Origin of the sequence: Fortiea contorta PCC 7126, assembly GCF_000332295.1 — a bacterium.
GTDB lineage: Bacteria > Cyanobacteriota > Cyanobacteriia > Cyanobacteriales > Nostocaceae > Fortiea > Fortiea contorta.
Window position 1 is genome coordinate 4,079,897 of sequence record NZ_KB235930.1, and the last position, 24,294, is coordinate 4,104,190.

A 24,294-nucleotide genomic window follows, 5' to 3' on the forward strand; every position below is an offset into this window, starting at 1 on the left:
TTTGAGGAAATATTCTATACCGTACAATCTATAGTATTCATAAATCATACTCAAGAAATAAGATTCCCCACTTATTGAAGAAGTAAGGAATCTTTGGCTACCTTGAATTAAAAAACCATTGTGAATTTCTATTTAGCTGTATGGGTGATACGGTGCGCTGGGTTTTTGAGTGCGCTTTTGCTCTAGAAACGTTATTTAATTGTTAATTTCCGTTACCAGAGTAAAACTTGATCTTGGAGTTCTTGAATATCTAGATAATCATGGGCGAAGGCTTTACGTAATAGTGGATAGGGAATATATTTATCATATTTTTGATTTTCTGGTGCTTCTGATTCACTGATTAAATATTCTGGTGTGATTTTTTGATCACGCAGAGAAATAATTTCTTGATAGAGCCGCTGAAATTTATCTTGTTCTAACTTGATTGTCAAATAATAGGGATTGATTCCGCCAATGCTTTTAATACCTAAAGATTCTCGACAACAAGAGTTAAGCCATCTTTCTAAAGTGCGATAAGCAAGGGTTCCCATCCAAGGAAAAATACAGCATTTATCCTTTGCTAAGGGCAATATATTCTGTTGATTTAACCCCACCTGTCTTGCTAATTGGCGGACTGCTAATAAACGTTGGCGAGCATTTTTTTGCAAATAACTATATTCTGTATCTTCTTGCAAAATTTTTCGCATCCGTTGCAAAATTTTAGTATGAATTATGCCACTACCACCACGCCAATAAATAGTAGCTTTTCCCTCTACTTGCTTGACAGCGATCGCCTTTTTTTTGAAATCAACTTCTACTACTTCCCAAGTCCTCCCAGCCAAAGCAAATTGATTACCAACTGGCGGCGGTATTAAAATACTACCAATTTCTATTCCCCCTTGCTTGACCACATATTCCTGACTTTCTGTAAAGACTGCATAAAACTGAAATTTTCTAACTACCTTTTCTCCTTGTAACCCAATAATTAATTTTCCTTGTTCAGTTTTTTGAATATGATCAATATCAATTAAATAGCGTAACAACAATAAATAATCTGCCTGAGAAATAGCTGCAAATGGAGGTAAATTTAAAATCTCTTTCGCCAAAGCTGCAGGTGAAACTTCGTCCACCGCTGTTAAAATACTCATCGTTTGATGATAAAGCAAACTCAAAGGATATTTCACAGGCTTAATTGGTTCAATCCAACGTTCCTCTAAATAAAGTTGGATAATCGCGATACACTGTAAAAGTTGCCAAGGAATTAACTCTGGTAAAGATGCTGTCGGCGATAGTTCATTTTCAGCACAGATAAAGCGCATATCAGCCGCATCACCTCTTCTTCCAGTGCGTCCCAAACGTTGTAAAAAACTGGCTACAGATAAGGGAGATTCTAACTGAATGACTCGCTCTAAATGACCGATATCTATACCTAATTCTAACGTGAGAGTCGCAGCGGTAACTGCTGGACAATTAGGCTCACGCATAGCATTTTCCGCAGCTTGTCGCCAGCTAGCAGAAATACTACCATGATGGACATGATATATATCTGGTGATGATGTTTCTGCTGCAATTTGTCGTAAGGAAGCAATGATAGATTCAGTTTGAGTGCGGTTGTTAGCAAATATCAGACATTTACGAGATTTTGTCAGATTAAAAATATAATTTTCATATGCTGTCGTTTCCACTGCATCATCTGCATGAAAAAAATGTTCTACAGCCAGCTTAATTTGGCGTTTTCCCGCCTCAATTTTTGGTGTAATTACTACCCTGTCAGTACCAGAACGTAACCACTCTTCAGCCATTGCATAATCACCGAGAGTAGCAGATAAACCAATGCGTCGAGGTGGTTTTTTGGTGAATTTTGCTAACCGTTGTAATTGGCAAATAATTTGACAGCCACGTTCTGAACCCATGAAAGCATGAATTTCATCAATTACCACAAATTGTAAGTCAGCAAATAAGCGAGTTAGGTCATTATTTTTGTTAATTAATAAACTTTCTAAAGACTCTGGCGTGATTTGCAAAATACCTTTTGGCTGCTTTAACAATTGGTTTTTATGACTTTGAGAAACATCTCCATGCCAAGCCCACACAGGGATATTAGCAGCTTTTAATAAATCATTAAGCCGTGCAAATTGGTCGTTAATTAAAGCTTTAATTGGGCCAATATACAGCGCCCCGATGGTATTAGTTGGATTGGCATATAATTGAGTAACAATTGGGAGAAAAGCTGCTTCTGTTTTCCCCGCTGCAGTTGCAGCAGCTACCAATAAATGAGCATCTGTGTCAAAAATAACTTCACAAGCAGCAATTTGCACTGGGCGTAATTCTGTCCAGTGATGATGATAGATATATTCTTGGATGAATGGAGCCAGTCGATTAAAAGTATCGCTCATGTTGCATCATCTAATTACAAACTAAATTCTGCTGCATCACCTTCATCTAAATTTGTGTTTCCACCTGCAGCAGTAGGTCGAAAATTAGCGCCATGAATTAATTCTGTAAAAGCAATTTCCGGATTTTGTTGGAGGATATTCAAAACACTAATAAAATCTCTAACAATTTCCCCTGGTGTCAATAATGCTTCTGCACCCAAACGATTGACAATTTCTTTGACAAAATCCTGCAATTGACTATTTTTTAAAACCTGCTCGTAAGCAAAATTGAGCGCGTGAATCTCAGTTAAACGTTGCAAAAGAGTGAAAATTTCTGCTTGAGTTAAAGGGTTAAGCCGCATCACTGGGCCCAAATATTCTTGAACTCCAGCTTGGGCTGCAAAACGGCTTTCTTTGGTGCGTCTACGCCAAGCTTGATCAGCAAATAATCCTCTATTTGGATCTTCTAAAAATTTTGTTGTCCCGCCAACAATAACGCCTAAATATTCGGCTTTACACTGCATGGTGTCATTAAAAATTGCTAGTAATCGATTATAATTTTTTTCTCTAGTAACTGTAGTAGATATTTGGTATAAATGCACCGATTCATCAACTAATATCAGCAGTCCTTTATAGCCAATTTCGGCCACAAATTTCGCCAAAATTTTTATATAGTCATACCAGCTATCATCGTCAATAATGACGCGCACTCCTAAAGCGGCTCTAGCTTCAGTTTTTGTGTTAAATTCTCCCCGTAACCACCGCATCGCGGCATTTTTGAGGTTATCATCATCCGTACGGTATCCACGCCAATAAGCAACAATTACACTACCAAAATCAAATCCGTGGACTAAATCTTCAATATACTGAACTACTTCTCTAATTTTCGTTTCTACTAGGTCATCAAAACCATCATCTTGAGGGCGTTTTCCCGTATCTTTAACTACTTCTTGTTGTATTTTATTAATCCATCCTTCTAAAATTGAAACTAAAGCGCCACCATCAGGGCGAGTTTTTGTAGCTAGACGACTCATTAATTCTCGATAAGTGGCTAAACCTTCGTTGTTGCTTCCTGCTAATCGGCGTTCTGAAGATAAATCAGCATCAGCTACTACAAAACCTTGCTCCATAGCTCGATTGCGAATTAGTTGTAGCATGAAGCTTTTTCCGGAACCATAGTTACCAATTATGAAGCGAAATGCAGCCACACCTTCTGCAATGTCATCCAGGTTTTTTAACAAACTTGCTAATTCTTTTTCTCTACCAACTGCGATATGTTCAACACCTAGTCTTGGTACTACTCCCGCACTCAAGGAATTAATTAATGCAGTGGATATTTTTTTTGATATTTTGAGTTTTGTCATGTAATTCACCCCGCTTGATTTTCGATGCTGTATTAATGTACAACATCTAATTTTAAACGTAGAGGCTTGCAGCCAGTAAGTAGAGTATATGCCAATACGGTTCAATTAGGATGATTTGCAATGTCTCGATATGTAGCAAATTAATCGTTTGATATCTGCGAGGATACTCTAATTATCTTGTCTTCGTATATGGAGAGCATTTCTTTGACATTAATCAGATATTCTGGATAAATTTCTAGCTTTTCTCCTCCAGGATTAATGATTAATTCACCGATAATATCATTTGCTCGCTCATTGATGGCGTCTATGAGTAAATTAGGCATGGTAATATTGGCTTCAGCAATTTGTTTAATTGCGGGTTGAGGATTTTCTTGCTCAACGATCGCTTTTAATACTTGAATTTCATAACTTGACAAATGCTCCATGAAAACCAGCCATTCTTCGGGTAAATTTTCTGTTATTATTTGCGCTTCTAATATTTGTACAGGTGCTAGTATTGCTGAGAAAGGAAACAAATTCACATCATCTTCTTCTGGTTGATTAACTAAAGCTTCTTGATGAAATGTTTCCATTTGTTGGAGTAATTCCCAAACCTGATTTTGCAGCAAATCTCGCTCGTCTTGCATTAAGGAAATTTGGCTTTGTAGTTGCTGCAATTCGGTTTGCTGTTCTCCTAATTTAGTTTGTAAATAATTTAGGTTTGACTCTATATCTGCTTTTTGTGTGGTTGTCGCTACTAACAATTGATTTTGTTCTTGAAAATCAATTTCTAGCTCCTGTAATTGAGTTCGTAATTCATAAAGTCTTTCTTCTATTTGCGGTTTGAGTCTACCTAGTAAAGTTAAATTATTTTCAAGGTCTTGTCTTTGCTCTTGGAGGTCATAAATTTGCGTTTGCAGTTGATTAATTTCGGTGCGAGATGCATTGCAATTCAACTCTAGACGCCGTTTTTCTGCTGTTAGTGTGGTACAGCTATTGTTTAAATCTGCTTTACTGTTTTCTAGATTGTTAATTTCTGTTTGTAGGTCGATTATTTCTGATTCTAGTTGTTTTTTCTGTCCTGCAAAAGCTTTTAATTCCCGATGGATATTATCTCTTTGACTACGAGATTCTGCTATCTGATTTTTGAGTTTATTGGACTCGGTGAATAATAAGTTATGTTGGTCTTCTATTTTGTCTACTTCTCGGATAATTCGAGATTTTAATCCTTCTAGTTCTTTGATTCGCTTATGCAGAGAATTTAAAACTAGCATTTCATAAGCTCTACGTCTTCTATCTACACAAAATGCTGCTGCATAGGTAGCTAATAATGTAATTACACCTGTTACCGTAGCTCTGGTAAAATCCCAACTAGGGACAAGGCTAAGGCCAAAACTCACACCAAAGGCAACTATGCCTAGAAAGACTCGATTGCTAATGACTGCTGATTGCATATTGCTTGTTTTCTACCTGAGTAGGTTGGTGCAAATGAAGTTAAATGGTTGTTGGTTATTGATTGTTATTGGTTACTAAGTTAGCAGGAAATTAAAATTATTGACAATTAATCTGATAGATTTTTTTTGATACTTGAATATGTTAACTCTGCTTGGAAAAAATCTATGAATTGCTTTGCTGTGCGCCCTGAACGTCCATTGTGGCGTGTTGCCCATTGTAATGCTTGATATTCTAAATCGGCTTGATTATAATTAATTCCAGCTTGCGCTGCTAGATGGTTAACAATTTTTAAGTAGGTGTTTTGATCTGCTCCTGCAAAAGTTAAGGTTAAACCAAAGCGATCGCTAAATGATAATTTCTCCTGCATCGTGTCCCAGGCGTGGATTTCAGCGTTATCTTTGGGGGTTGGTCTATCGGTGAAAAACTCCCGAATTAAATGGCGACGATTGGAGGTTGCATAGACGACTACATTAAGCGATCGCGCAGTTAAATTTCCCTCTAAAACTACTTTCAATGCTTTAAAAGCATCGTCATCTTCTTCAAAGGAAAGATCATCTACAAATATAATAAATTTTTGTGGCAATCCCCGCAATTGTTCGACAATTTGCGGTAAGTCTTGCAACTGCGATTTCGCCACTTCCAACAAACGCAGATGCTTATCCCCATACTCATTTAACAAAGCTTTCACTAAAGAAGATTTCCCTGAACCGCGACTACCATAAAGTAATACATGTAGTGCTGCTTGCCCTGATAACAAAAACTCTGTATTTTTTAGCAATGCGTCCCGTTGCGATTCATAACCCACCAGTGCATCTAGTTTAACTGGATCAGGATGACGAATCCCCACAAATTGCCCAGCTTCCCAGCGACAAGCGCGATGTTGAGCAAATAAACCCGTACCAAATTGTCGATAATAAACTGCTAAATCTTCTACAGCGTCAGCCCAATTGTCTAACTGTTGTAGGGTAGCACTGGTTGCGACTTGTTGATACTGCTGCATTAATCCCGTTTCCACCTCAATCGCTGCTTGCTCTCGATACCACACAACTGGTGACACAGGTAGATGCGCTACAGTCTGCACCCATTCACTCAAAACAGCGCTGCTACAACTGGATAAACTCTGCAATGTTTGCAAATCATGTTGAGTTGCAACTACTAAAGCCGGAGGTATATTCTTTAATTCTTCCCTTTGGGCAAGCCTAGTAAAAGGATTATCAGAAACGAGAATTTGAGTGACTAGATAGTCTTCCCAATTTTGATTTCTCGCTGCCAAGGCATGAAAATAGTTACCATAAGCTTGGAGACAACTCCGTGCATCGGCATCAGTGTAACGTATGGCTTGCAACAGGTCAAGAAAAGCGATGCCCACCTCGTCCTGCACGACAGATTGGTAAAGTAAGAGTGAGGCGGCTTGGCGCTGGAGGAGCTGAACTTGTGTATAAGATGAAATACTTACCGTAGACATAATAATTTATCTGATAAGTAGTTGGACATAAATAAGTATCCCTCGTGGGGGATAGGGAAGTATGAAATATGAAGGATGAAGTCTGAAGGCTGAAGTCTGAAGTCTGTAGACGCCTGAAAGGCGGCTTGCTGAAGTCTGAAGTCTGAAATGCAGAAGCTTGTATACTAAGCTTTTCATAGATTTGTAATGGTTGCTTTATTTACGCCGTGGCGTACTAGTCCCCAGCCCCTAACCCCTAACCCCTAGACCATGAAACTATTTTTAGCTCTCACTCTCAGCAGCATTAGTTTCCTAGCCAGCCAAACCTCCACAATAACCACACAAGACGACAAGAGAATCAGCCTGAAAACAAAAAGCTTTCAAGCCCCTCCACCTCCGCCAGATTCCCCACCAGGAGGGCGTGTCCGTGGTGGAGCTAAACGCGGTTCTTGTCCAGCTGATGCAGTGAAACTCACAGCTTTAGTACCCTTCACCACACCAACACCCACAGTCACCAATGTTTGGGGACTGACAACCAAAGAGCGTCCCACTTTATGGTTGTATGTACCCATTCCAAAGAGTTCTGCTTACCCAGCCGAATTCGTGCTCCAAGACCAAGATTCCCGCCCCATTTATCAGCAAGATATTAACTTACCAGAGCAACCCGGAATTATTGGTGTTTCGTTACCTGCGAATGCTCCCCCTTTAGCTGTGGAGAAACGATACCGCTGGTTTTTCACTATTTATTGCGACCCCGAAAAACAATTACCACCGATTTATGTTGAAGGAGTGATCAAACGAGTTAATCTAAATCAAGCGATCGCTAGGCAATTAAAAGTAGCACAGCCTCTACAAAAATTCTCCATCTACGCCAAAAATGGCATCTGGCACGAAGCACTGACCACCTTAGCCGAACTGCGTCAACAAGATCCGCAAAATACCACTCTACAATCACAATGGCAAGATTTGCTCAGTAGTGTTGGTTTTAGTCAAGAAGCAAAACACCCCATTATTTACAGACAATAACCCATCAGAGAGCCACCGCTAGACTAAAACTTCCCCAACCTCCCCACCTCCCCACACCTCCCCACCTCCCCACCTCCCCACCTCCCCACCTCCCCACCTCCCCACCTCCCCACCTCCCCACCCTTCCATGCTCAACCCCCGCCAACTAGCTTTGATAATTCTGCGAGATGTTCACAAGGGTGCTTATGCTGATGTGGCCTTGGACAGGGGGCTGCAAAAGGCCGATTTATCTATCCCAGACCGTCGGTTGGTGACAGAATTAGTTTATGGCAGCGTCAGAAGACAACGCACCCTCGATGCTCTCATTGATCAACTAGCCACAAAAAAATCTCATCAACAACCCCCCGACCTCCGCACTATTATTCATCTGGGTTTATACCAGCTACGCTATCAAGAACGGATTCCCCCCTCAGCGGCGGTGAATACTACTGTGGAATTAGCTAAAACTAACGGCTTTTCTGGACTGACAGGTTTTGTCAATGGTTTATTGCGGCAATATATCCGCCAAACAGCAACAGGAGAAGATTGTTTACAATTACCAGAAAATCCTGTGCAGCGTCTCGGCATTTTACACAGTTTTCCTGACTGGATTGTACAACTCTGGTTAGCAGAACTGGGTTTAGCTCAGACAGAACAGTTGTGTGTGTGGATGAACCAATCGCCCACAATCGACCTGCGGATTAATCCCCTAAGCACCACCATAGAAGCAGTTGAAACGGCTTTGCAATCAGCGGGTGTGATGGTGCGGCGTCTGCCTAATTTGCCGCAAGCTTTAAGATTGATTAGTCATAGTGGCGCGATTCCTAGTCTCCCCGGCTTTGAAGAAGGATGGTGGACTGTACAGGATAGTAGCGCCCAGTTGGTCAGTCATTTGCTGGCTCCCCAACCAGGAGAAGTGGTGATTGATGCTTGTGCTGCGCCGGGAGGGAAAACAACGCACATTGCTGAATTGATGGGAGATCAAGGTAAAATTTGGGCTGGCGATCGCACTTCCTCACGTCTGCGTAAACTCCAAGAAAATGCTCGGCGGCTGAATTTGCACTCTATTCAAATTTATACAGGCGATGCGCGCCAATGCTCGCAATTTTACCACGCAGGCGATCGCGTTTTACTCGATGCACCATGCTCTGGTTTAGGCACTCTACATCGTCATGCTGATGCTCGTTGGCGACAGACGCCAGAAACTATCCAAGAACTTTCTCAACTCCAGTCGGATCTGTTATCACATCTTTCTACGTTTGTCAATAAAAACGGTACAATAGTCTATGCTACCTGTACCCTCCACTCAGCGGAAAACGAGGATGTGATCTCGGCTTTTCTCGCTAGCCATCCTGATTGGGAAATCGCTCCCCTCCCCTTAGATTCCATGTTTACTGACTATTCCACGCCCCAAGGCTGGCTGAAGGTTTGGCCCCATCAACACAACATGGACGGCTTTTTTATGGTGCGCTTAAGAAAAACTAATGATTCCGAGTGAATACTGTTTACGACTGTACTATTTGATCGAGGTTTGAATCTCCCAGAGGATGCAGCATGGTTAGTCATTCTAACGTGAAAAACTTAGTCAAAATCCTGATTGGCGCGGCTTGGATCGATGGCAGAATTCAGCCGGAAGAAAGGCAATATCTGCGTGAGATAGCCCAAGCAAAAGGGTTAGCTACAGACCCAGAGATTAAGCCTTGGTTGTACGAATTAGTTCCGGTGCAACCACAAGAGTGCTACGAATGGGTGAAAGAATATCTGGGTGAACAACCCAGTGTTGAAGATTGCGAAAATCTCATCGAAGCCATCAGCGGCTTAATTTATAGCGATGGGGATGTGGCGACGGAGGAAGCAAGGCTCTTGACAAAATTACAAGAAATTGCTCTTTCCAATGACGCAGCCCAACCCGCTCACAATTTACTGCTCAAACAAATTCAAAAACTCTACCGTCGTTGGGTGGATGTTCAGAGTTAATTGTCATAAAGGGGAAGAGGGAACATTTCGCCAAGTGTTCCCTCTTCTCTATTCCCTTTATTAGTTATGACTTCGGCTCACCCAGACCCGGAGTTTCTTCTTTTTCAATTTTGGGCACAAAATCGGGACGCTCTTTGCTTTCCCAACCTGCGGGACGTTTAGAGTTGTACCAAGCGATGGAACCGATGGTGACAGCCGCAACAAAACCAACTACATACACCAAAGTAAAAGCCACAGGAAAGTGAGGCCCTTCCACAGCTGGCGCTGCTGCTTGCATGAATAAATGCATGAGTATATTCCCCTAATCTATAACCACTGCTAACAAAGTATAAAACGATCGCACTCTTTACATCCTCCCCTGGTTTGACTAGTTTGGGAAGAGGGGAAGAGGGAATGGGGTGATGGGGTGATGGGGAGGTGGGGAGGTGGGGAGGTGGGGAGCTTTGGAATCTGAGCAGGATGTTTTGAGTTTTGAAATCCTAGTTCGAGGTTCAAAGGCTGACGCTTGAGGTTCAAAGGCTGACGCTTTAATCGCCACACCTCCCACACTCCCCATCACCCCATCACCCCATCACCCCATCACCCCACACCTACCCTACTCGGATGTTTTCGGCGTCAGTCTTTCCCGCCAAGAAGGCTGGCTGGGTGCGGAATTGGAGGAACCAGAAGAATTACTTCCTTGGGAGGGTGACGAATTACCTGATTCTACTTGTCTTCTCCGTCGCCGTGGACGAGATTCTGTAGATTCATTGACAGTTGATTCTTGACTACGATAGCGGCGTCTCCTTCTAGTTGAAGATGAAGAGGAAGAAGAGGAAGACGATACAGTTTCATCATTTTGCTGACGATAACGTCTTCTGCGTCTAGGGGTACTATCTTCTTGTTGTTGCTCGTCATCGTTGGTAGCAGCAACTTTATTCAAAATTCTTCTAGGTTTAACTGGCTCTGCTTTGATGGTACCTTTGCGCCCGTCTAGTTGCGGTCGTTTGGGAAAATTTTCTACAGGCATTCCCTTGACCGCTACTTCCATGAATTCATGCCAAGTATAAGCGGCACTACCACTACTACCATAAGTAGGGCGGTTATCATCGTTACCGAGCCAAACTCCTGTGACTATTTGGGGAATATAGCCAATAAACCACAAATCGCGGGCTTCATCAGATGTCCCCGTCTTACCAGCTACAGGTCTATTATCTAACTGAGCCGCAGCACCAGTGCCACTTTCGACTACATTGCGTAACATCCAAGTCATGATGGCAGTGCTTTCGGCGTCCAAGGCCCGCTGAGACTGGAATTTAGCAGACCAAATCACATCACCACGGCGGTTGAGGACGCGGCGAATACCGTGTGGTTCAATGTGTAATCCCTGTGTAGCAAAACTACCATAAGCGCTAGTCAATTCTAGTAGATTCACTTCATTGGAGCCGAGAGCTAAGGAATATGTAGGTTTGAGTTCTGATTTAATCCCCATTTCCTGAGCTAATTTGATGGTTGGTGCAAATCCCACATCAATGAGCACCTTGACAGCGACTATGTTGATGGAGTTGGTGAGCGCATCGCGGATATTCATGTAGCCGCGAAATTTCTCACTGTAGTTTTTCGGTTCATAGCCATCGACAACAAAGGGTGCATCTAAATAGCTGTCGTAGGGACTTTTGCCGCTAGCGATCGCTGTAGCATAAACAAAGCCTTTAAATGTTGATCCTGGCTGACGCTGTGCCTGCGTCACGCGATTAAACTGGTTTTTACCAAAGTCTTTTCCTCCCACCATCGCCTGAATTTCTCCGTTGCGGGGATCGAGGGCTACTAAAGCTGCTTGCTTAAAGTTCTCCCAACGGCCTTGATTGCGTAAGGTTTTGGCTACTGCGGCTTCTGCTGCTTTTTGCCAAATTGGGTTGAGGGTAGTTTCCACCACTAAACCACCCCCCGCTAATATATCGGGAGAAACGTATTTTGGTAATTCTTTTTGAATATAAGACGTAAAATAAGGAAAATCTACTTGCAGCCGCTTGGGAAAACTACTTTTGATCACTAACGCTTCCTGACTCGCTGCTTGTCTCTCGGCGGTTGTAATCAATCCGTCTTCTTCCATCCGCTGTAAAACTAGATTCCGCCGCTGTGTAGCGGCTCCAGGATTCCTATCTGGAGCGTAGACACTAGGAGCAGGCGCTAATCCGGCGATGGTTGCCATTTCTGGCAAGGTTAGTTGATCTACTGTTTTACTAAAATACACCCAAGCCGCGTCTGCCACACCGTAAGCCCCAGATCCCAAATACACCAAATTCAAATAACGCTCTAAAATTTGGTCTTTGGTTAACTCTTGCTCCATCTTTTGCGCTAAACGGATTTCCTTGACTTTGCGCCAGACTGTCCGCTCTTGCTTGAGGAAAAGAATACGGGCGAGCTGTTGGGTGATGGTACTACCACCTTCGAGGACATTTTGCGATCGCAAGTTGTTCCAAACTGCTCTGACAATTCCTTGGGGATCAACTCCACCGTGTTGCTCAAATCTTCTATCTTCTGAAGCGATGAAGGCTTGTTTGAGTTTTTCAGGGATTCGATCTAGCTGAATTTGCTCTCTAGCTGCTTCTCCTTGTTGCTGGAGAACTGTACCATCGATAGCTTTAATAGTCAATGTCTGCTGTCGCACAACAGCGTTAAGATCTGCCTTATCTGGTAAAGTCTGGTCTATTGACCTAATACCGTAGCCCAGAGTGAGAATACTGCCACCTAGACCCAAGCCCGCCCAAAACCAAAGGCGGCGATAAAACGGTTTTTCGCTGCTGGACACTTTCGCTAACAGTCCAGATGATACGCCTTGTATGCGGTTGAGTAACTGCCTCGCCTTCATGAGGTTTGTCGGCGGTAAGTCCTCATTTGTCGATTCCTCATTCTCATGATAATTACTGGGTGGCAATCGCGGTTTCTCCTTGTCAGAATCACTTAAGTTAGTTGTTCTTTCGTTTGACCAGAAGGTCAACTGAAGGCTAAAGTATTAAATATGAAGAACTTACCTCTTTGTAGGCGTAAGATAAAGCAAAGCTTGGTATAGACGAGCAAAACAGAGTACGGTAAGTAACAGTAAGTTTAATTTTTCATCCTCTACACTTCAGACTTGTTGGGTGATCTGCCGCACATTAGTTCCTCAATCAAAATAGTTTCCAGCTAACTACCACGAAAAATTTCGGGGTTAGAGCACCACGTTTGTGTTGTTATAATATCCCATAAACTATTAACTGAATTCATTTCCAGAGAATGTTTTTTTTAGGGTTTGTTATTGGCGTATAGTAAAAATCAATACCAACCTTTACTTGATTATTCGGAGCAAAAAGACTGTTAAACTTATCGGCAATAAATTTCTGTGCAGATGAACTTAGTTCTCAAGATAGCGACTCAGTAAAGGTTAGCGCCATCGCCCTAGGGAGTAATTTAGGAGATTCACGAGCAATTCTTGAAGCAGCCATCGACACTCTATCCCAAACACCCGGTATTCTTTTGGTAGCAAAATCTCATTGGTATCAAACTAAAGCTGTGGGGCCTGCCCAACCAGATTACTTAAATGGTTGCGTCGTACTACAGATAGTCATGCTACCGCAGCTATTGTTAGAAACTTTATTAAAAATCGAACAAAAGTTCGGCCGGGTTCGCCAAGAACGCTGGGGGCCAAGAACTCTAGACTTGGATTTATTACTCTACAATGACCTGATTTTGCAGACACCAACCCTGGAGCTTCCCCATCCCCGAATGCGAGAGCGGGCTTTTGTGTTGGTACCGTTAGCAGAAATTGCCCCGGATTGGATAGATCCAGTTTCTCGGTGTGCTATCAAAGATTTGGTTAAACAGGTAGACTGTTCTGATGTACATTTATGGTTAGGCAATTAAAATTACCAAACATAAACGCAGAAAGTTGCTGATTTGATCAATAACCTCAGTCATTGTCTGTGTATCTTAAGATAACAAAATTTTACTATGCCATTAGGTAGAGAATTACCGCAACTGCTGAAACAACGCTTGTTCTACAAAGGACGCAAGTTCAATTTTGAAGTGAATCGCTTGCGTTTACCCAATAAAGCCGAGGGTGAATGGGAGTGTATTCGTCATCCAGGTGGGGCCCTCGCCGTACCTGTGACAGCAGAGGGTAAGCTAGTATTAGTCCGTCAGTATCGTTTTGCCGTCCAAGGTAGGATATTAGAATTTCCTGCCGGAACGCTGGAAGCAAATGAAGATCCTTTAGAAACAGTACAGCGCGAAATTGAAGAAGAAACCGGCTACCGTGCCCAAAAGTGGCAAAAACTAGGAGAATTTTTCCTAGCTCCCGGTTATTCTGACGAGATTATCTATGCTTTTCTTGCGGGAGATTTGGAAAAGTTGGATAAACCACCAGCACAAGACGAAGACGAAGATATTGAAACCGTCTTATTTACTCCCGAAGAACTAGAAAAAGCAATTTTAGAAGGTGAGCAAATAGATGCTAAATCTCTTTCTAGTTTTCTTCTGGCTCGTCCATTCTTAGTTTAGAGGTAGAACAAAGCCTGCAGCGCAGGCTTTGCTTGTAAAATACCTGGAAAAGGATGTCTACTATACGCCCAAAATAATTCCTGCTTTGGTAAATTCCTTTTCACAAGCAGTAATCCAACCAAAAACCCGCGATTGATTACTCAAGCTAAAAGCTTCATGGGCCAATGCTTCTCTAAATGTTAAGTCATTGGAGTCAATCAAGTCAAAAATGTCATCAAATAATTCAGGTAGATTTAGTTCAATAGCTCCCAAGCCGAGGACAGTTTTCCTAATTGTCGAGTTGTCGTAGCGTGTAAACTTATATTCGTCGCCCCAGTAGAGATTTTTGATAATTACATAATCTACGCGATCGCCACAAAAATCAACTAGCCGCTGCAACTGCAATAAGCTCTCTTTTACTCGACTCAACACAGATACCATCGTGATTCTGTATCCTAACCTTTGAGTATTTTCAAACAAAAAAATATCTTTAGCCACATTCTCAAAATACTCCGCCGCACCAGCAGGTAAATCTACTAACGAAACCTGCGGATTTAGCCGCTGTAAATCATCTTGTAACGCATCCGCACCACCGCGCTGATTCAGTTTCAGAGTTTGTACTCCCGGAGCAACTTTGTTGTAGTGGCGATAAAGTTGGGGATTGGATTGATCACATTCGTAGGCTATGCATTTAATATTTCTGTGTCGATAAATATCCAGTAAAATTCTCGCAACAACACTTTTACCTGTACCGCCTTTATCGCCTGTAACTAACACTAATCTGTCGGTAATTTTTGGCTGAATATTTAGTTTTTCCTCTGCATCATCTATTTGCTGTGTATTAGCAGGTTGCGTAACATCAATTGCAGTTTGAATGTCTTCCACTGCAGTCATCTCAGTTGTTAATTGTGTGTCTTCCGCAGTAACATCAATTGCAGTTTGAATGTCTTCCACTGCAGTCATCTCAGTTGTTAATTGTGTGTCTTCCGCAGTAACATCAATTGCAGGTTGAGTGTCTTCTACTTCAATAACATCAGTTACTTGCTTGACTTCAGTTGTTTTTTTTCCTCTGGCTGCCATCTACAACATCCTTAATTACTTATACCTGAAAGCAGAGCATTAGTTGACTGTAAATAATGCTTTGAGAGAAAAAGTTGGTGATGAAATTTATAACTGTCAATCGTTTATGCAACCTCAATTGTTCAGCAAACAAGCTAGCCTAGTTTGCCACAAGCCTTGAGTTTTTCGAGAAAAATATAAATTTATAGGGAAGAGAATAGATGAAATACTAATAAAAGTAAAGTATACTGAACGACGATCGCTGGTGTCTTTAAGCTTTGTCTAAGACTTGAATAATTTTTTGTATTTCAAATAACAAATATACCAGTTCTCAATTACATGAGGTACACCCTAGCTAGCCTCTAACCCCTAACCTCAACTAAAAACACCATAAAAAACACAGCCAGTAAAATTTAGTTTATTCTGTCGATTTTTTCCCGTCGGTAACAATTTGCGCTAGAAGATAGCCCATGTAATCTAAAAATTGATCCAACAAAGTACCGAGGACGCAAATGTAGAGTATTGCTTGAATTAAAGCAGTGTTATTACCGATTTTATAAGCATTCCAAGCGAGAAATCCTAATCCTTTCGAGCCAATCAACATTTCTATGGCAATAACTGTAAACCATGCTACCCAAATTCCGACTTTTAATGCATGGAATAAATGAAAAATAGCGACTCGAAATTTTCTATTTTGTCTATGAAAATGTTGCATCCCTATAGCTGTATTAATGATAACTGCCCAAAGAGTTCCTAGAAAAATTACTATGACCACAGCAGGTTCATTATCTCTAAATATCAGCAACATAATCGGTAGCAAAGCTATGGGCGGAATACTATGAGGTATCTGAAATATCCGCCTGCATATTTGATAGACTGTGCCATTAATACCGATTAAATAACCGATAAAGCTACCTAAGATGGCGGCGGGAATATAACCGATAAATAGCTTTTGCAGGCTTGCTAAAACATCTATAAATATTGATTGTTCCATGCTTTATACCATTTGTAGAGATTTTGTAGTGCAACCTCTCTACTAAAAATTTATGGCATTGGTTAATTAAATTGGCTCAGACTGTTTATGTGGAGATGCTTAAAATGTTTCTTTGTGAAGCTGCGCCAAATACTAGATTTTTTAACGCCAAGTCCAGTAGTGGCGTGTCTAGCCTTAAATAGTGCATTAGTAGTACCCCCAATGAGGTCAAGACGGTGCGTTACTTTGTTAACACACCATACAAAAATAAAAATCTATTGCAACATTTTAGCCTTGTCACGCTACTACATATACTTAGATTTTTTCTCCAAATCAAATTGGATTCCTATAGATAAAATTTATCAGACAAATCAGGTGTAATTCAAAAAATAAATAAAGTTTCCATAATTCACTCTTCGGATATGACTAATCCTGAAGATGAAAATATGCTATTAAAAATAGGTTAATTTTTTTAATCAATAAAATGTCAAGACGTTGCATTGCAACGTCTCTAAAACATCAAATAATTATGCTGATTGACTGCTAGTTGCAAACAGCTTTTGTAGATTCTGGGGTTGCATAAATGACAAATATTTAGGAACAAAATCAGGTGGCATTAATTCCAAAAGTAAATTATTTTCTACCCAAAATTCTATCACTTCAAAAAATCCCTCGCGATCGCAACGCACAGCTCGCCAACCCTCACGGTTAGCGATCGCCATAATCTCTGCTGCGTCAGTGGGAACGGAAATTGCAGCGTGGGTTGCTGTATAAATTGAAACTTGGGAATTATTCACAAAGCTAAGTTGTTCATCGTTAACGCCGGGAACCAACTGTGTACCGATGGGGTAAACTTCAATCAGCGTACCTGCATCATCAAGCTGAAAAACAACATAACTTCCTGAATGTGCGGGGAAAGGTGCGACTTGACCACGCCATAACTCACTCAATACTTGAGCAACATGTGAGGGGTTGGCTGCGGGAATGGAAAAGTGATGTATCATACAAAATCTTGAATTGATAGTTGCACCTAACTTACCCAGTACTTGACGACAGCCATACAACAAAAATATATTTCTCCATAATTGGGGAAGGGTTGTGAAAACCCCGCGACTCTGACTAGAGTGGAGATGGTGTGTATGGGTGTGAAAGCTTGAAGCTGCAAATTACCCCGTATGATTAACCATCTGTGTAAGCAAATGCTAACCGCCACAAAACTTTTTCAAGTTGATGAGTTGACAGTACAAATTGACGACACCGAAGCCGAAATGGCGCAAAATGTCGCACAACTCACCAGCCAGTATTTACAAAAACTGCTGCAAGAACAGGATACAGCCGCTGTATTATTAGCTACCGGAAATTCCCAACTCAAGTTTCTTGATGCTTTGATCACCTTGGGTGGTGTAGATTGGTCGCGGATTATCTTGTTTCATCTCGATGAATATTTAGGTATTTCCCCAGACCATTCAGCTAGTTTCCGGCGCTATATGCGAGAGCATGTAGCACAGCGCATCAGTCCACGGGAATTTCACTATATCGAAGGTGATGCGTTGCAGCCTTTGTTAGAATGCGATCGCTATACCCAACTTTTGCAGACACAACCCATAGATTTGTGTTGTTTAGGTGTAGGTGAAAACGGACACTTGGCTTTTAATGACCCATCTGTGGTGAATTTTCAAGATCCTTACAGTGTTAAACTCGTGAAGCTGGATCTGATTAACCGCCAACAACAAGTTAACACAGGTCAGTTTTCTGAGCTTGACCAAGTTCCCCAATACGCTTTTACTGTTACTATCCCCTTAATTTGTGCAGCAAAAAAAATATTTTGCCTTGCGCCGACAACACGCAAAGCAAAAATTGTTAAACAGATGTTGCAGGGTGCGATTAGTAGAGAATGTCCTGCTTCTATTCTCCGTCAGCAACCACAAGCGACGCTATTTTTAGACGTCAATTCTAGTAGTTTGCTGTCTGTTTAAAAGCCTCCTCACTCAAAAGAAGACTTCTGGCATTGAGCGTTATTGAATATAGTGTAGAAAGCTCATGCACGTTGCAGAGCAGAAATAGCACAGTAGGCGCAGATACACAAATCAGAACGCAATAATTAAAACTTTTGCCAGAAGTTTCTTCCTACCTCATCTATTGAACACAAGCTCTTGCTTTTTCTTCACAATTGCTAAATATTCGCTGCGAGTTCCATCTATGCGATAGTGATCACATATTTGGCAAAGCTTCAGAATATCCAATCGACTAAACACTTTTTGGTGCTCAATTTTGTTGTCATTTCGCCACCGCCAAAAAGTTGTTCTGTCAATGCGGCGATTGCTCTCTGGCCATCTTCTTCGAGATAAGAAGTCCACCAGTTCTTCTTCATAGAACAAGTAGCCTTTAGGCAACTTGACGAGTTCTTCTTTTAAATCAATTAGTGGGATGAGTGGATCTAATTCAGATAGTCTCATGCCAGCAAGCCCTTATAGTTTCATGTAAGTCCAATCAACAAGAAAGCAAGGTATAACACAGTTGATTTGCGTTAATTTACCTTCCTCTACTGCTCTTTTAAGCGTAGATAAATTAGTGAAATAATCGGGTTAATTGTTTAGTTTTTTTACCCGGAGTCATTCGTTATCTACTACTTAATGTCACAGTATTAAGTGACATCTTTTAATCACAAACAATAAACCGATATATACCCAATTGCAATCCATATGCAACAAAAATTATGCTGAAAAAATAGAGAAATTACGTTAGAAATATTGCTGATTTTTATTAATTTGGGAAACTTTTAAAACATCTAAAATTCGGTGATTTTACTTGTCAAATTCATCAAAATGATTCGCTTTATTGGGAATTAGCAGTAATTTGCACTTCGTGACTATGGTTAATAACTTTACACTTGCTAAAAGATTGATACTTCTGTTATAAAACATTTTTCTACAGAAATCAACTTTTAGATAAAGGTATTAAATAATAATTTAATATCAACTTTTAGATAGATGCAATAGCTAATTTGATGATTTTTTAGTTATAAAATATACTATTTTTATGTTTTACATAATAAAGGAAGTAGCGATTTTTGAAAAGTATAATATTTAGAGGTGAAGCGAATAATAAATTTACTTTATTCGTCTCACAGAAAACTTTTTAACTGGATTTGTTGAGGTTGAATTTGAAGCGATCGCCTTAGACCAAATCACACTGACACTGTAACGCTTTGTTGAGTAAGATTTTATACTCTGCGTCCGTAACTAAATAAGCACCGAACCTTTCTAAATGAGGATTCATCATTTGAGCATCAAACAGCACAAATTTCTGTTGACGCAACCTTTCCACTAACTTGACCATTGCTACCTTGGAACCTTCGGGAATTCGGTAAAACATTGATTCACCAATAAAAGCACCACCAATGACAATTCCTAAAATTCCCCCAGCTAGTTCGTCACCTTGCCAAGTTTCAAGACTATAAGCATAGCCTTTTTGATACAGTAGCCAATAAATCTTCTGTAATTCAGCAGAAATCCAAGTCGTCTCTCTGTCAGCACATCCAGCAACCACAGCCGGAAAATCTCGATTAATCGCTACCGTAAACCGTTCTTGATTCAAAACCCGTCGCAACGATGTCGGGTAACGAAATCTCTCATCCAAGGGAATCAGAGTGCGATCGCGGCTACTATACCAAGACAAGCGATCGCTATCATCAGCCATGAGAAAATAGCCTTGTGCATAACCCTGAATAATTGCAGCGATATCATATTGCATAAATATAAAAAATTGCCGAGGTCAGCACATCGATACTAACAATCATTCTCTGCCTTTCCCTGTGCGTTTACCACCGCGTTTCTCTGCCCTCAAAAAAATGACAGAACCTATCCCATCTATCACCCTCCCACCATCCGAAAATCCCCAACTCGAAAGCGAATGGTTACAACAACACCTGCTGCGGTGGCTAGATACAGAATTCCTCCCCGAAGCAGTCAACCAAAATATTGCTCAACGAGCTGCACAAATTTTTATGCGTCAACGGATGGAAGGAGAAAACGACCTTGGCTCTCTGGTAATTGCCATTGTCACAGAGATGCAGGCCTTTGATTTTTCTAAAAGCTTTTATGGAGAGTTTGCGATCGCCAACGCTGTCAGCGATCTACTCTTAGAAAGTCTGGGTATAGATCGCTGTTGCGGTCAATGATTTTGGTCATTTGTCATTTTGCGAAAACTCATGACCAATTATTCATCACTACCAACTAGACTTAACTACCCCAGGTAACAAACCTTCATGGGCCCATTCTCTAAAAACGTTCCGAGATAGACCAAAATCACGATAAACACCTCTAGGACGACCAGTTACCCAACAACGGTTACGGTGACGATTAGGCGCACTGTTGCGGGGTAATTGTTGAATTCTGCGGTGAATTTCTAGCTTGTCTAACGGAGATTCAGCATTGTCAAACTCTAGTTGCAATGCTTCCCGCTTTTGGGCATACTTTTCTACCAATTTGGCGCGTTTTTTCTCGCGCTCAATCATGCTCTTTTTTGCCATACATGCTCTTTTAATTTAAAGACAGCATTTCCCATCATACAACGAAGACGGAATTTTTGCTTTTTTTTCGTCAAATCTCAAACCCCCAGTATACCCTACTCTGACACCAGCGGCTGATTAGCACTGGGGCAAATATCAGCCAATTCGCAAGCCACACAGATAGGAGAGCGAGCCTTACAAATCGCCCGACCATGATAAATCAGCCGAATAGACCAATTTTCCCAATCTGGTTGTGGCAATAACGCCATCAAATCCTTTTCAATACGGATCGGGTCTGGATGTTCACTCAACCCTAGGCGTTGGCTCAGACGCTTGACATGTGTATCTACCGTCACCCCAGCGTTAATCCCATAACCATGAGCTAAAACCACATTTGCTGTTTTCCGCGCTACACCCGGAAGCTTTAACAACTGCTCCATTTGATGAGGGACAACAGAATCAAATTCATGAACAATCATTTGACAGGCGGCTTGAATATTCTTCGCCTTGTTACGATAAAATCCCGTGGAGCGTACCAAGTTTTCTAACTCTGTTAAATCAGCACTTGCCAAACTCGCAGCGTCCGGAAATCTACTAAATAATTCTGGTGTAACTTTATTCACTCGCTCATCTGTACACTGAGCCGAGAGAATCGTTGCTACTAGCAATTGTACTGGTGTGGAGTAAGTTAAAGAACAAGTTGCATCAGGATAAAGACGCTGCAGGCGAGCGAGAATTTCTAACGCCCGCTGCTTGCGAGATAACGACTTCGGCTTCGTGTTCACTGAAACAGTTTTTGCAACCACGGTAACTGGGCAGTTTCTTTCACAATCAGTAAAATTCCCAACCCCAACAGTAGCATTAAACCAGTTTGCATCACGCCTTCTTGAATGCGAGCAGGTAAGGGTTTTCCGCGCACACCTTCAATTAACAAAAAAGCGAGTTGTCCCCCATCCAAAGCAGGTAGAGGCAAAATGTTGATGATTGCAAGGTTAATACTAATTAGTGCGGCAAAGAAAAGCAAACTGCCTGTATCATTTTGAGCAATACTAGCACCGATTTCGACGATTTTAATTGGGCCAGCCACTTGGTTAGCAGTTTCGCCAAAATTGGTGATTAATTGCCCAAAACCTCTAAATGTCAGGAAAACAATCCGCTGAAATTCAGTAGCGCCAGCACCCAAAGCTTCTGTCAAATTCGTCACGCGTCGCCGCTCGACTTTGCCGTTGGGAGATAGTTGAATCCCGATTGTACCACCATTGGGTTTAGCGTCTGGAACCACATTTACAGACAGCTTTTGGTCGCCACGGAGAATGTCTAATTGAATTGATTTACCAGGATTATTTTTAATTACGTCCCGGAAAGCATCAATTTCTTGCAGAGAAGTTCCAAATTGCCTTTGATCAGCGGCTATGATCACATCCCCTATCTTAATACCAGCGTTGGCGGCTACAGAACTCACCTCTGGAGCCAACTGTTGAATCAACACACCCGGTTGGCTAGCTTGTCCCACACCGACGATGCTGACTTGACCCACCAACAGCAGATAGGCAAATACCAAATTAGCGATGACACCTGCACTGATGACGATCGCCCGATCTAAAATTGGTCGGTTACGCAGCAAATTTGGGTCATTAGGGGGAATATCGCTATCTGGCTCATCATCCGGAAAACCCACAAAACCACCCAAAGGAAAGGCGCGAATAGCATATTCAGTGAAAGAACCTTGGTACTTCCAAACCACCGGGCCAAAACCCAGAGAAAAGCGGTTAACATAAATGCCTTGAGAACGCGCTGCAATGAAATGTCCTAGTTCGTGTACCAAGATCAAAACAGCCAAAACTGCGATCGCTGCTAAAACTGACATAGAAAATAACAAAGTATGAACAAACCTATCCCTATTCTAATTGGGCATCCGACATGGGGAATTCTCCCTCATCAACCAGACTCCCGCAATTACAAAACCTCACGTCCTAAAAACGGTTGCAGTGCTTGTGGTATCAACACCGTCCCATCTGGTTGTTGGTAATTTTCCAAAATCGCCGCCATTGTCCGTCCCACCGCTAAACCAGAACCATTCAAGGTATGCACAAACTGAGTACCTTTTTTCCCCGCTTCTTTAAAGCGAATATCTCCCCGTCGCGCTTGGAAGTCTACAGTATTAGAACAGCTAGAAATTTCTCGATATTTGCCAGAAGAAGGCAACCACACCTCTAAATCATAGGTTTTAGCAGCAGAAAATCCCATATCCCCAGTGCATAAATTGATCACTCGGTATGGCAACTTTAATGCTTGTAAAATTGCTTCCGCATTCCCTACCAATTTTTCTAATTCTGCAAAAGAACTACTAGGATGAACCAATTTCACCAATTCCACCTTGTTGAATTGATGCAAACGAATTAATCCCCGCATATCCCGCCCATAGCTACCAGCCTCGCGGCGAAAACAAGGAGTATAAGCACAGTGGTAGATAGGTAAATCTTCAGCCGCCAGAATTTCCCCACGGTAGAGGTTAGTTAATGGCACCTCTGCGGTAGGAATTAACCATAAATCGTCATCAGCACATTTAAAGCTTTCTTCTGCAAACTTAGGTAACTGTCCGGTCGCTGTCAGTGAATCAGTATTCACCAACATCGGCGGACTAACTTCTACATACCCAGCTTGAGTTTGCAGCGTCAACATAAATTGAATTAATGCTCTTTCCAGCGCCGCACCAGCACCCATCAAAGTAACGAAGCGGCTTTGAGCCACTTTCACCGCTCGCTCAACATTGAGAATACCCAGCTTTTCGCCAATTTCCCAGTGAGGAAGGATTTGCGAATTCTGGGGTATGTATTCATCACCCCAACGGCGCACCTCTACATTATCATCTTCACTCTTACCAATCGGTGTGGAGTCGCTGGGCAAATTTGGTAACGCCAACACTAATTGCTCAATTTCCGCCTTGAGGTTTTTTTCTTGTGGTTCCAGTTCACTTAATTGGGCTTTGATAGAATTCCCTTCATTCCGCAGAGTTTGAATCTCTGTTGATTGAGCATCCGTCCCTGATTTGATTTTTTGCCCGACAAGTTTACCAATTTCGTTGCTCCGGGCTTGGAGTTGACTGCGTGTCGCCTCTAGCTCCCGTTGTTGCCGATCTAAGTGTAATATCGGTTCAATGTCGTATTTACCACTACGACTGTTCAAACTTTCTTGGATTAATTGGGGATTTTCCCGTATTTGCTTAATATCCAGCACAGATTTTTCTTGCGGTTTCGCCAAAACATCAGCATATACTGATTTTGACTTGCGATCGCCGCAATTGACAATACAAAAATTTTGCCCTAGCGATATCGCTAGGGCCTAGGGAAGATGATTTTTACTTTTTCTAGATTGAGATGTGATTTGCTCATCACCAGCCTTGTGATTCTTGCGACGGATGATTTACTTATCTGATTTTTTAGACTCTTGAGGACTAGCAGGTGACGGTAGCCAGTAAGCTAGTACCCCTGATAAAGCACTCCAGTACACTGCTTGATTTTTTGCATCATCCTTATGGTCACTAATGATCAAAAAACCACACAGTGCAATCATCATGGTACTGAAGACAACTTGTATACCAAACTTCCACATATCCATATTTTGCTCTTTCATAAAAAAACGCCTCAAAACAAGTTTAAATAAGCCTATTAGACAGT

At 41.6% G+C, this 24,294-nt stretch carries 24 protein-coding genes; 7 read left to right on the forward strand and 17 right to left on the reverse strand.

From position 1 onward, the window contains the following. Positions 1-212: 212 nt before the first annotated feature. The 4 genes from MIC7126_RS0118915 to MIC7126_RS0118930 form a co-directional block, all read right to left on the reverse strand. The gene (locus MIC7126_RS0118915) at positions 213-2,375 is read right to left on the reverse strand and encodes a DEAD/DEAH box helicase (protein WP_017654739.1); all 2,163 of its coding nucleotides are present in this window, start codon (positions 2,373-2,375) and stop codon (positions 213-215) included. A gap of 14 nt (positions 2,376-2,389) precedes the next feature. Next, entirely contained in the window at positions 2,390-3,718 is a 1,329-nt protein-coding gene (locus MIC7126_RS0118920; RefSeq protein ID WP_017654740.1) for an ATP-binding protein, read from the reverse strand. Between the two features lie 140 nt (positions 3,719-3,858). Continuing rightward, a complete protein-coding gene (locus MIC7126_RS0118925; RefSeq protein WP_017654741.1) occupies positions 3,859-5,151 on the reverse strand; it encodes a tellurite resistance TerB C-terminal domain-containing protein in 1,293 nt (430 codons plus the stop codon). Between the two features lie 107 nt (positions 5,152-5,258). Next, positions 5,259-6,617, reverse strand: a complete 1,359-nt coding sequence (locus tag MIC7126_RS0118930) for an ATP-binding protein (RefSeq protein WP_017654742.1) — start codon at positions 6,615-6,617, stop codon at positions 5,259-5,261. A 249-nt stretch (positions 6,618-6,866) separates the two neighbouring features. On the opposite strand from MIC7126_RS0118930, the gene MIC7126_RS0118935 reads away from it, so the two are divergent. The 3 genes from MIC7126_RS0118935 (at position 6,867) to MIC7126_RS0118950 (ending at position 9,578) form a co-directional block, all read left to right on the forward strand. Continuing rightward, a complete protein-coding gene (locus MIC7126_RS0118935) occupies positions 6,867-7,622 on the forward strand; it encodes a DUF928 domain-containing protein (RefSeq protein WP_017654743.1) in 756 nt (251 codons plus the stop codon). 127 nt (positions 7,623-7,749) lie between these two features. Then, the gene (locus tag MIC7126_RS0118945; protein WP_017654745.1) at positions 7,750-9,099 is read left to right on the forward strand and encodes a 16S rRNA (cytosine(967)-C(5))-methyltransferase; all 1,350 of its coding nucleotides are present in this window, start codon (positions 7,750-7,752) and stop codon (positions 9,097-9,099) included. A 56-nt stretch (positions 9,100-9,155) separates the two neighbouring features. After that, the gene (locus MIC7126_RS0118950) at positions 9,156-9,578 is read left to right on the forward strand and encodes a tellurite resistance TerB family protein (RefSeq protein WP_017654746.1); all 423 of its coding nucleotides are present in this window, start codon (positions 9,156-9,158) and stop codon (positions 9,576-9,578) included. A gap of 64 nt (positions 9,579-9,642) precedes the next feature. Here MIC7126_RS0118950 and psb35 read toward each other — a convergent pair whose 3' ends face one another. Genes psb35 through MIC7126_RS0118960 form a run of 3 tightly spaced genes read right to left on the reverse strand, consistent with a single transcriptional unit; the run spans position 9,643 to position 12,495 of the window. After that, on the reverse strand, positions 9,643-9,867 hold the full coding sequence (gene psb35 / locus MIC7126_RS0118955; protein ID WP_017654747.1) for a photosystem II assembly protein Psb35: 225 nt from the start codon (positions 9,865-9,867) through the stop codon (positions 9,643-9,645). A 29-nt stretch (positions 9,868-9,896) separates the two neighbouring features. Continuing rightward, positions 9,897-10,127 (reverse strand): hypothetical protein, encoded by a 231-nt coding sequence (locus tag MIC7126_RS29570; RefSeq protein ID WP_193787692.1) that lies wholly within the window; start codon positions 10,125-10,127, stop codon positions 9,897-9,899. A gap of 46 nt (positions 10,128-10,173) precedes the next feature. Then, the gene (locus MIC7126_RS0118960; RefSeq protein WP_026100370.1) at positions 10,174-12,495 is read right to left on the reverse strand and encodes a transglycosylase domain-containing protein; all 2,322 of its coding nucleotides are present in this window, start codon (positions 12,493-12,495) and stop codon (positions 10,174-10,176) included. A 434-nt stretch (positions 12,496-12,929) separates the two neighbouring features. Between MIC7126_RS0118960 and folK the strand changes: the two genes are divergently transcribed. Beyond that, on the forward strand, positions 12,930-13,460 hold the full coding sequence (gene folK / locus MIC7126_RS0118965) for a 2-amino-4-hydroxy-6-hydroxymethyldihydropteridine diphosphokinase (protein ID WP_026100371.1): 531 nt from the start codon (positions 12,930-12,932) through the stop codon (positions 13,458-13,460). 87 nt (positions 13,461-13,547) lie between these two features. Then, complete coding sequence (locus MIC7126_RS0118970) at positions 13,548-14,096, forward strand: NUDIX hydrolase (RefSeq protein WP_017654750.1); 549 nt, start codon at positions 13,548-13,550, stop codon at positions 14,094-14,096. A 60-nt stretch (positions 14,097-14,156) separates the two neighbouring features. Here MIC7126_RS0118970 and MIC7126_RS0118975 read toward each other — a convergent pair whose 3' ends face one another. From MIC7126_RS0118975 to MIC7126_RS0118985, 3 genes are all read right to left on the reverse strand, one after another. Then, the gene (locus MIC7126_RS0118975; protein ID WP_017654751.1) at positions 14,157-15,155 is read right to left on the reverse strand and encodes a P-loop NTPase family protein; all 999 of its coding nucleotides are present in this window, start codon (positions 15,153-15,155) and stop codon (positions 14,157-14,159) included. 397 nt (positions 15,156-15,552) lie between these two features. Next, a complete protein-coding gene (locus MIC7126_RS0118980) occupies positions 15,553-16,128 on the reverse strand; it encodes an ABC transporter permease subunit (RefSeq protein WP_017654752.1) in 576 nt (191 codons plus the stop codon). Between the two features lie 506 nt (positions 16,129-16,634). Beyond that, on the reverse strand, positions 16,635-17,111 hold the full coding sequence (locus tag MIC7126_RS0118985; protein ID WP_017654753.1) for a hypothetical protein: 477 nt from the start codon (positions 17,109-17,111) through the stop codon (positions 16,635-16,637). A gap of 195 nt (positions 17,112-17,306) precedes the next feature. Here MIC7126_RS0118985 and MIC7126_RS0118990 point away from each other — a divergent pair, with 195 nt between their 5' ends. Continuing rightward, positions 17,307-18,083: a glucosamine-6-phosphate deaminase gene (locus tag MIC7126_RS0118990; RefSeq protein ID WP_026100372.1), complete on the forward strand. Its 777-nt coding sequence runs from the start codon at positions 17,307-17,309 to the stop codon at positions 18,081-18,083. 156 nt (positions 18,084-18,239) lie between these two features. Here the strand turns inward: MIC7126_RS0118990 and MIC7126_RS0118995 are convergent, their stop codons facing one another. Next, positions 18,240-18,563: a hypothetical protein gene (locus MIC7126_RS0118995; protein ID WP_017654755.1), complete on the reverse strand. Its 324-nt coding sequence runs from the start codon at positions 18,561-18,563 to the stop codon at positions 18,240-18,242. A 721-nt stretch (positions 18,564-19,284) separates the two neighbouring features. After that, entirely contained in the window at positions 19,285-19,860 is a 576-nt protein-coding gene (aat, locus tag MIC7126_RS0119000; RefSeq protein WP_017654756.1) for a leucyl/phenylalanyl-tRNA--protein transferase, read from the reverse strand. 97 nt (positions 19,861-19,957) lie between these two features. Between aat and MIC7126_RS0119005 the strand changes: the two genes are divergently transcribed. Further along, positions 19,958-20,287: a hypothetical protein gene (locus MIC7126_RS0119005; RefSeq protein ID WP_017654757.1), complete on the forward strand. Its 330-nt coding sequence runs from the start codon at positions 19,958-19,960 to the stop codon at positions 20,285-20,287. Positions 20,288-20,335: 48 nt separating this feature from the next. Here the strand turns inward: MIC7126_RS0119005 and rpsN are convergent, their stop codons facing one another. The 5 genes from rpsN to MIC7126_RS0119030 form a co-directional block, all read right to left on the reverse strand. Then, on the reverse strand, positions 20,336-20,638 hold the full coding sequence (gene rpsN, locus MIC7126_RS0119010) for a 30S ribosomal protein S14 (protein ID WP_026100373.1): 303 nt from the start codon (positions 20,636-20,638) through the stop codon (positions 20,336-20,338). A 95-nt stretch (positions 20,639-20,733) separates the two neighbouring features. Next, on the reverse strand, positions 20,734-21,402 hold the full coding sequence (gene nth, locus MIC7126_RS0119015; RefSeq protein ID WP_017654759.1) for an endonuclease III: 669 nt from the start codon (positions 21,400-21,402) through the stop codon (positions 20,734-20,736). Then, positions 21,399-22,484 (reverse strand): RIP metalloprotease RseP, encoded by a 1,086-nt coding sequence (rseP, locus tag MIC7126_RS0119020; RefSeq protein ID WP_017654760.1) that lies wholly within the window; start codon positions 22,482-22,484, stop codon positions 21,399-21,401. The genes nth and rseP overlap by 4 nt, the downstream gene beginning before the upstream one ends. 89 nt (positions 22,485-22,573) lie before the next feature. Next, entirely contained in the window at positions 22,574-23,854 is a 1,281-nt protein-coding gene (gene serS, locus MIC7126_RS0119025) for a serine--tRNA ligase (RefSeq protein WP_026100374.1), read from the reverse strand. Positions 23,855-24,040: 186 nt separating this feature from the next. Continuing rightward, the gene (locus tag MIC7126_RS0119030; RefSeq protein ID WP_017654762.1) at positions 24,041-24,250 is read right to left on the reverse strand and encodes a hypothetical protein; all 210 of its coding nucleotides are present in this window, start codon (positions 24,248-24,250) and stop codon (positions 24,041-24,043) included. Positions 24,251-24,294 lie beyond the last annotated feature (44 nt).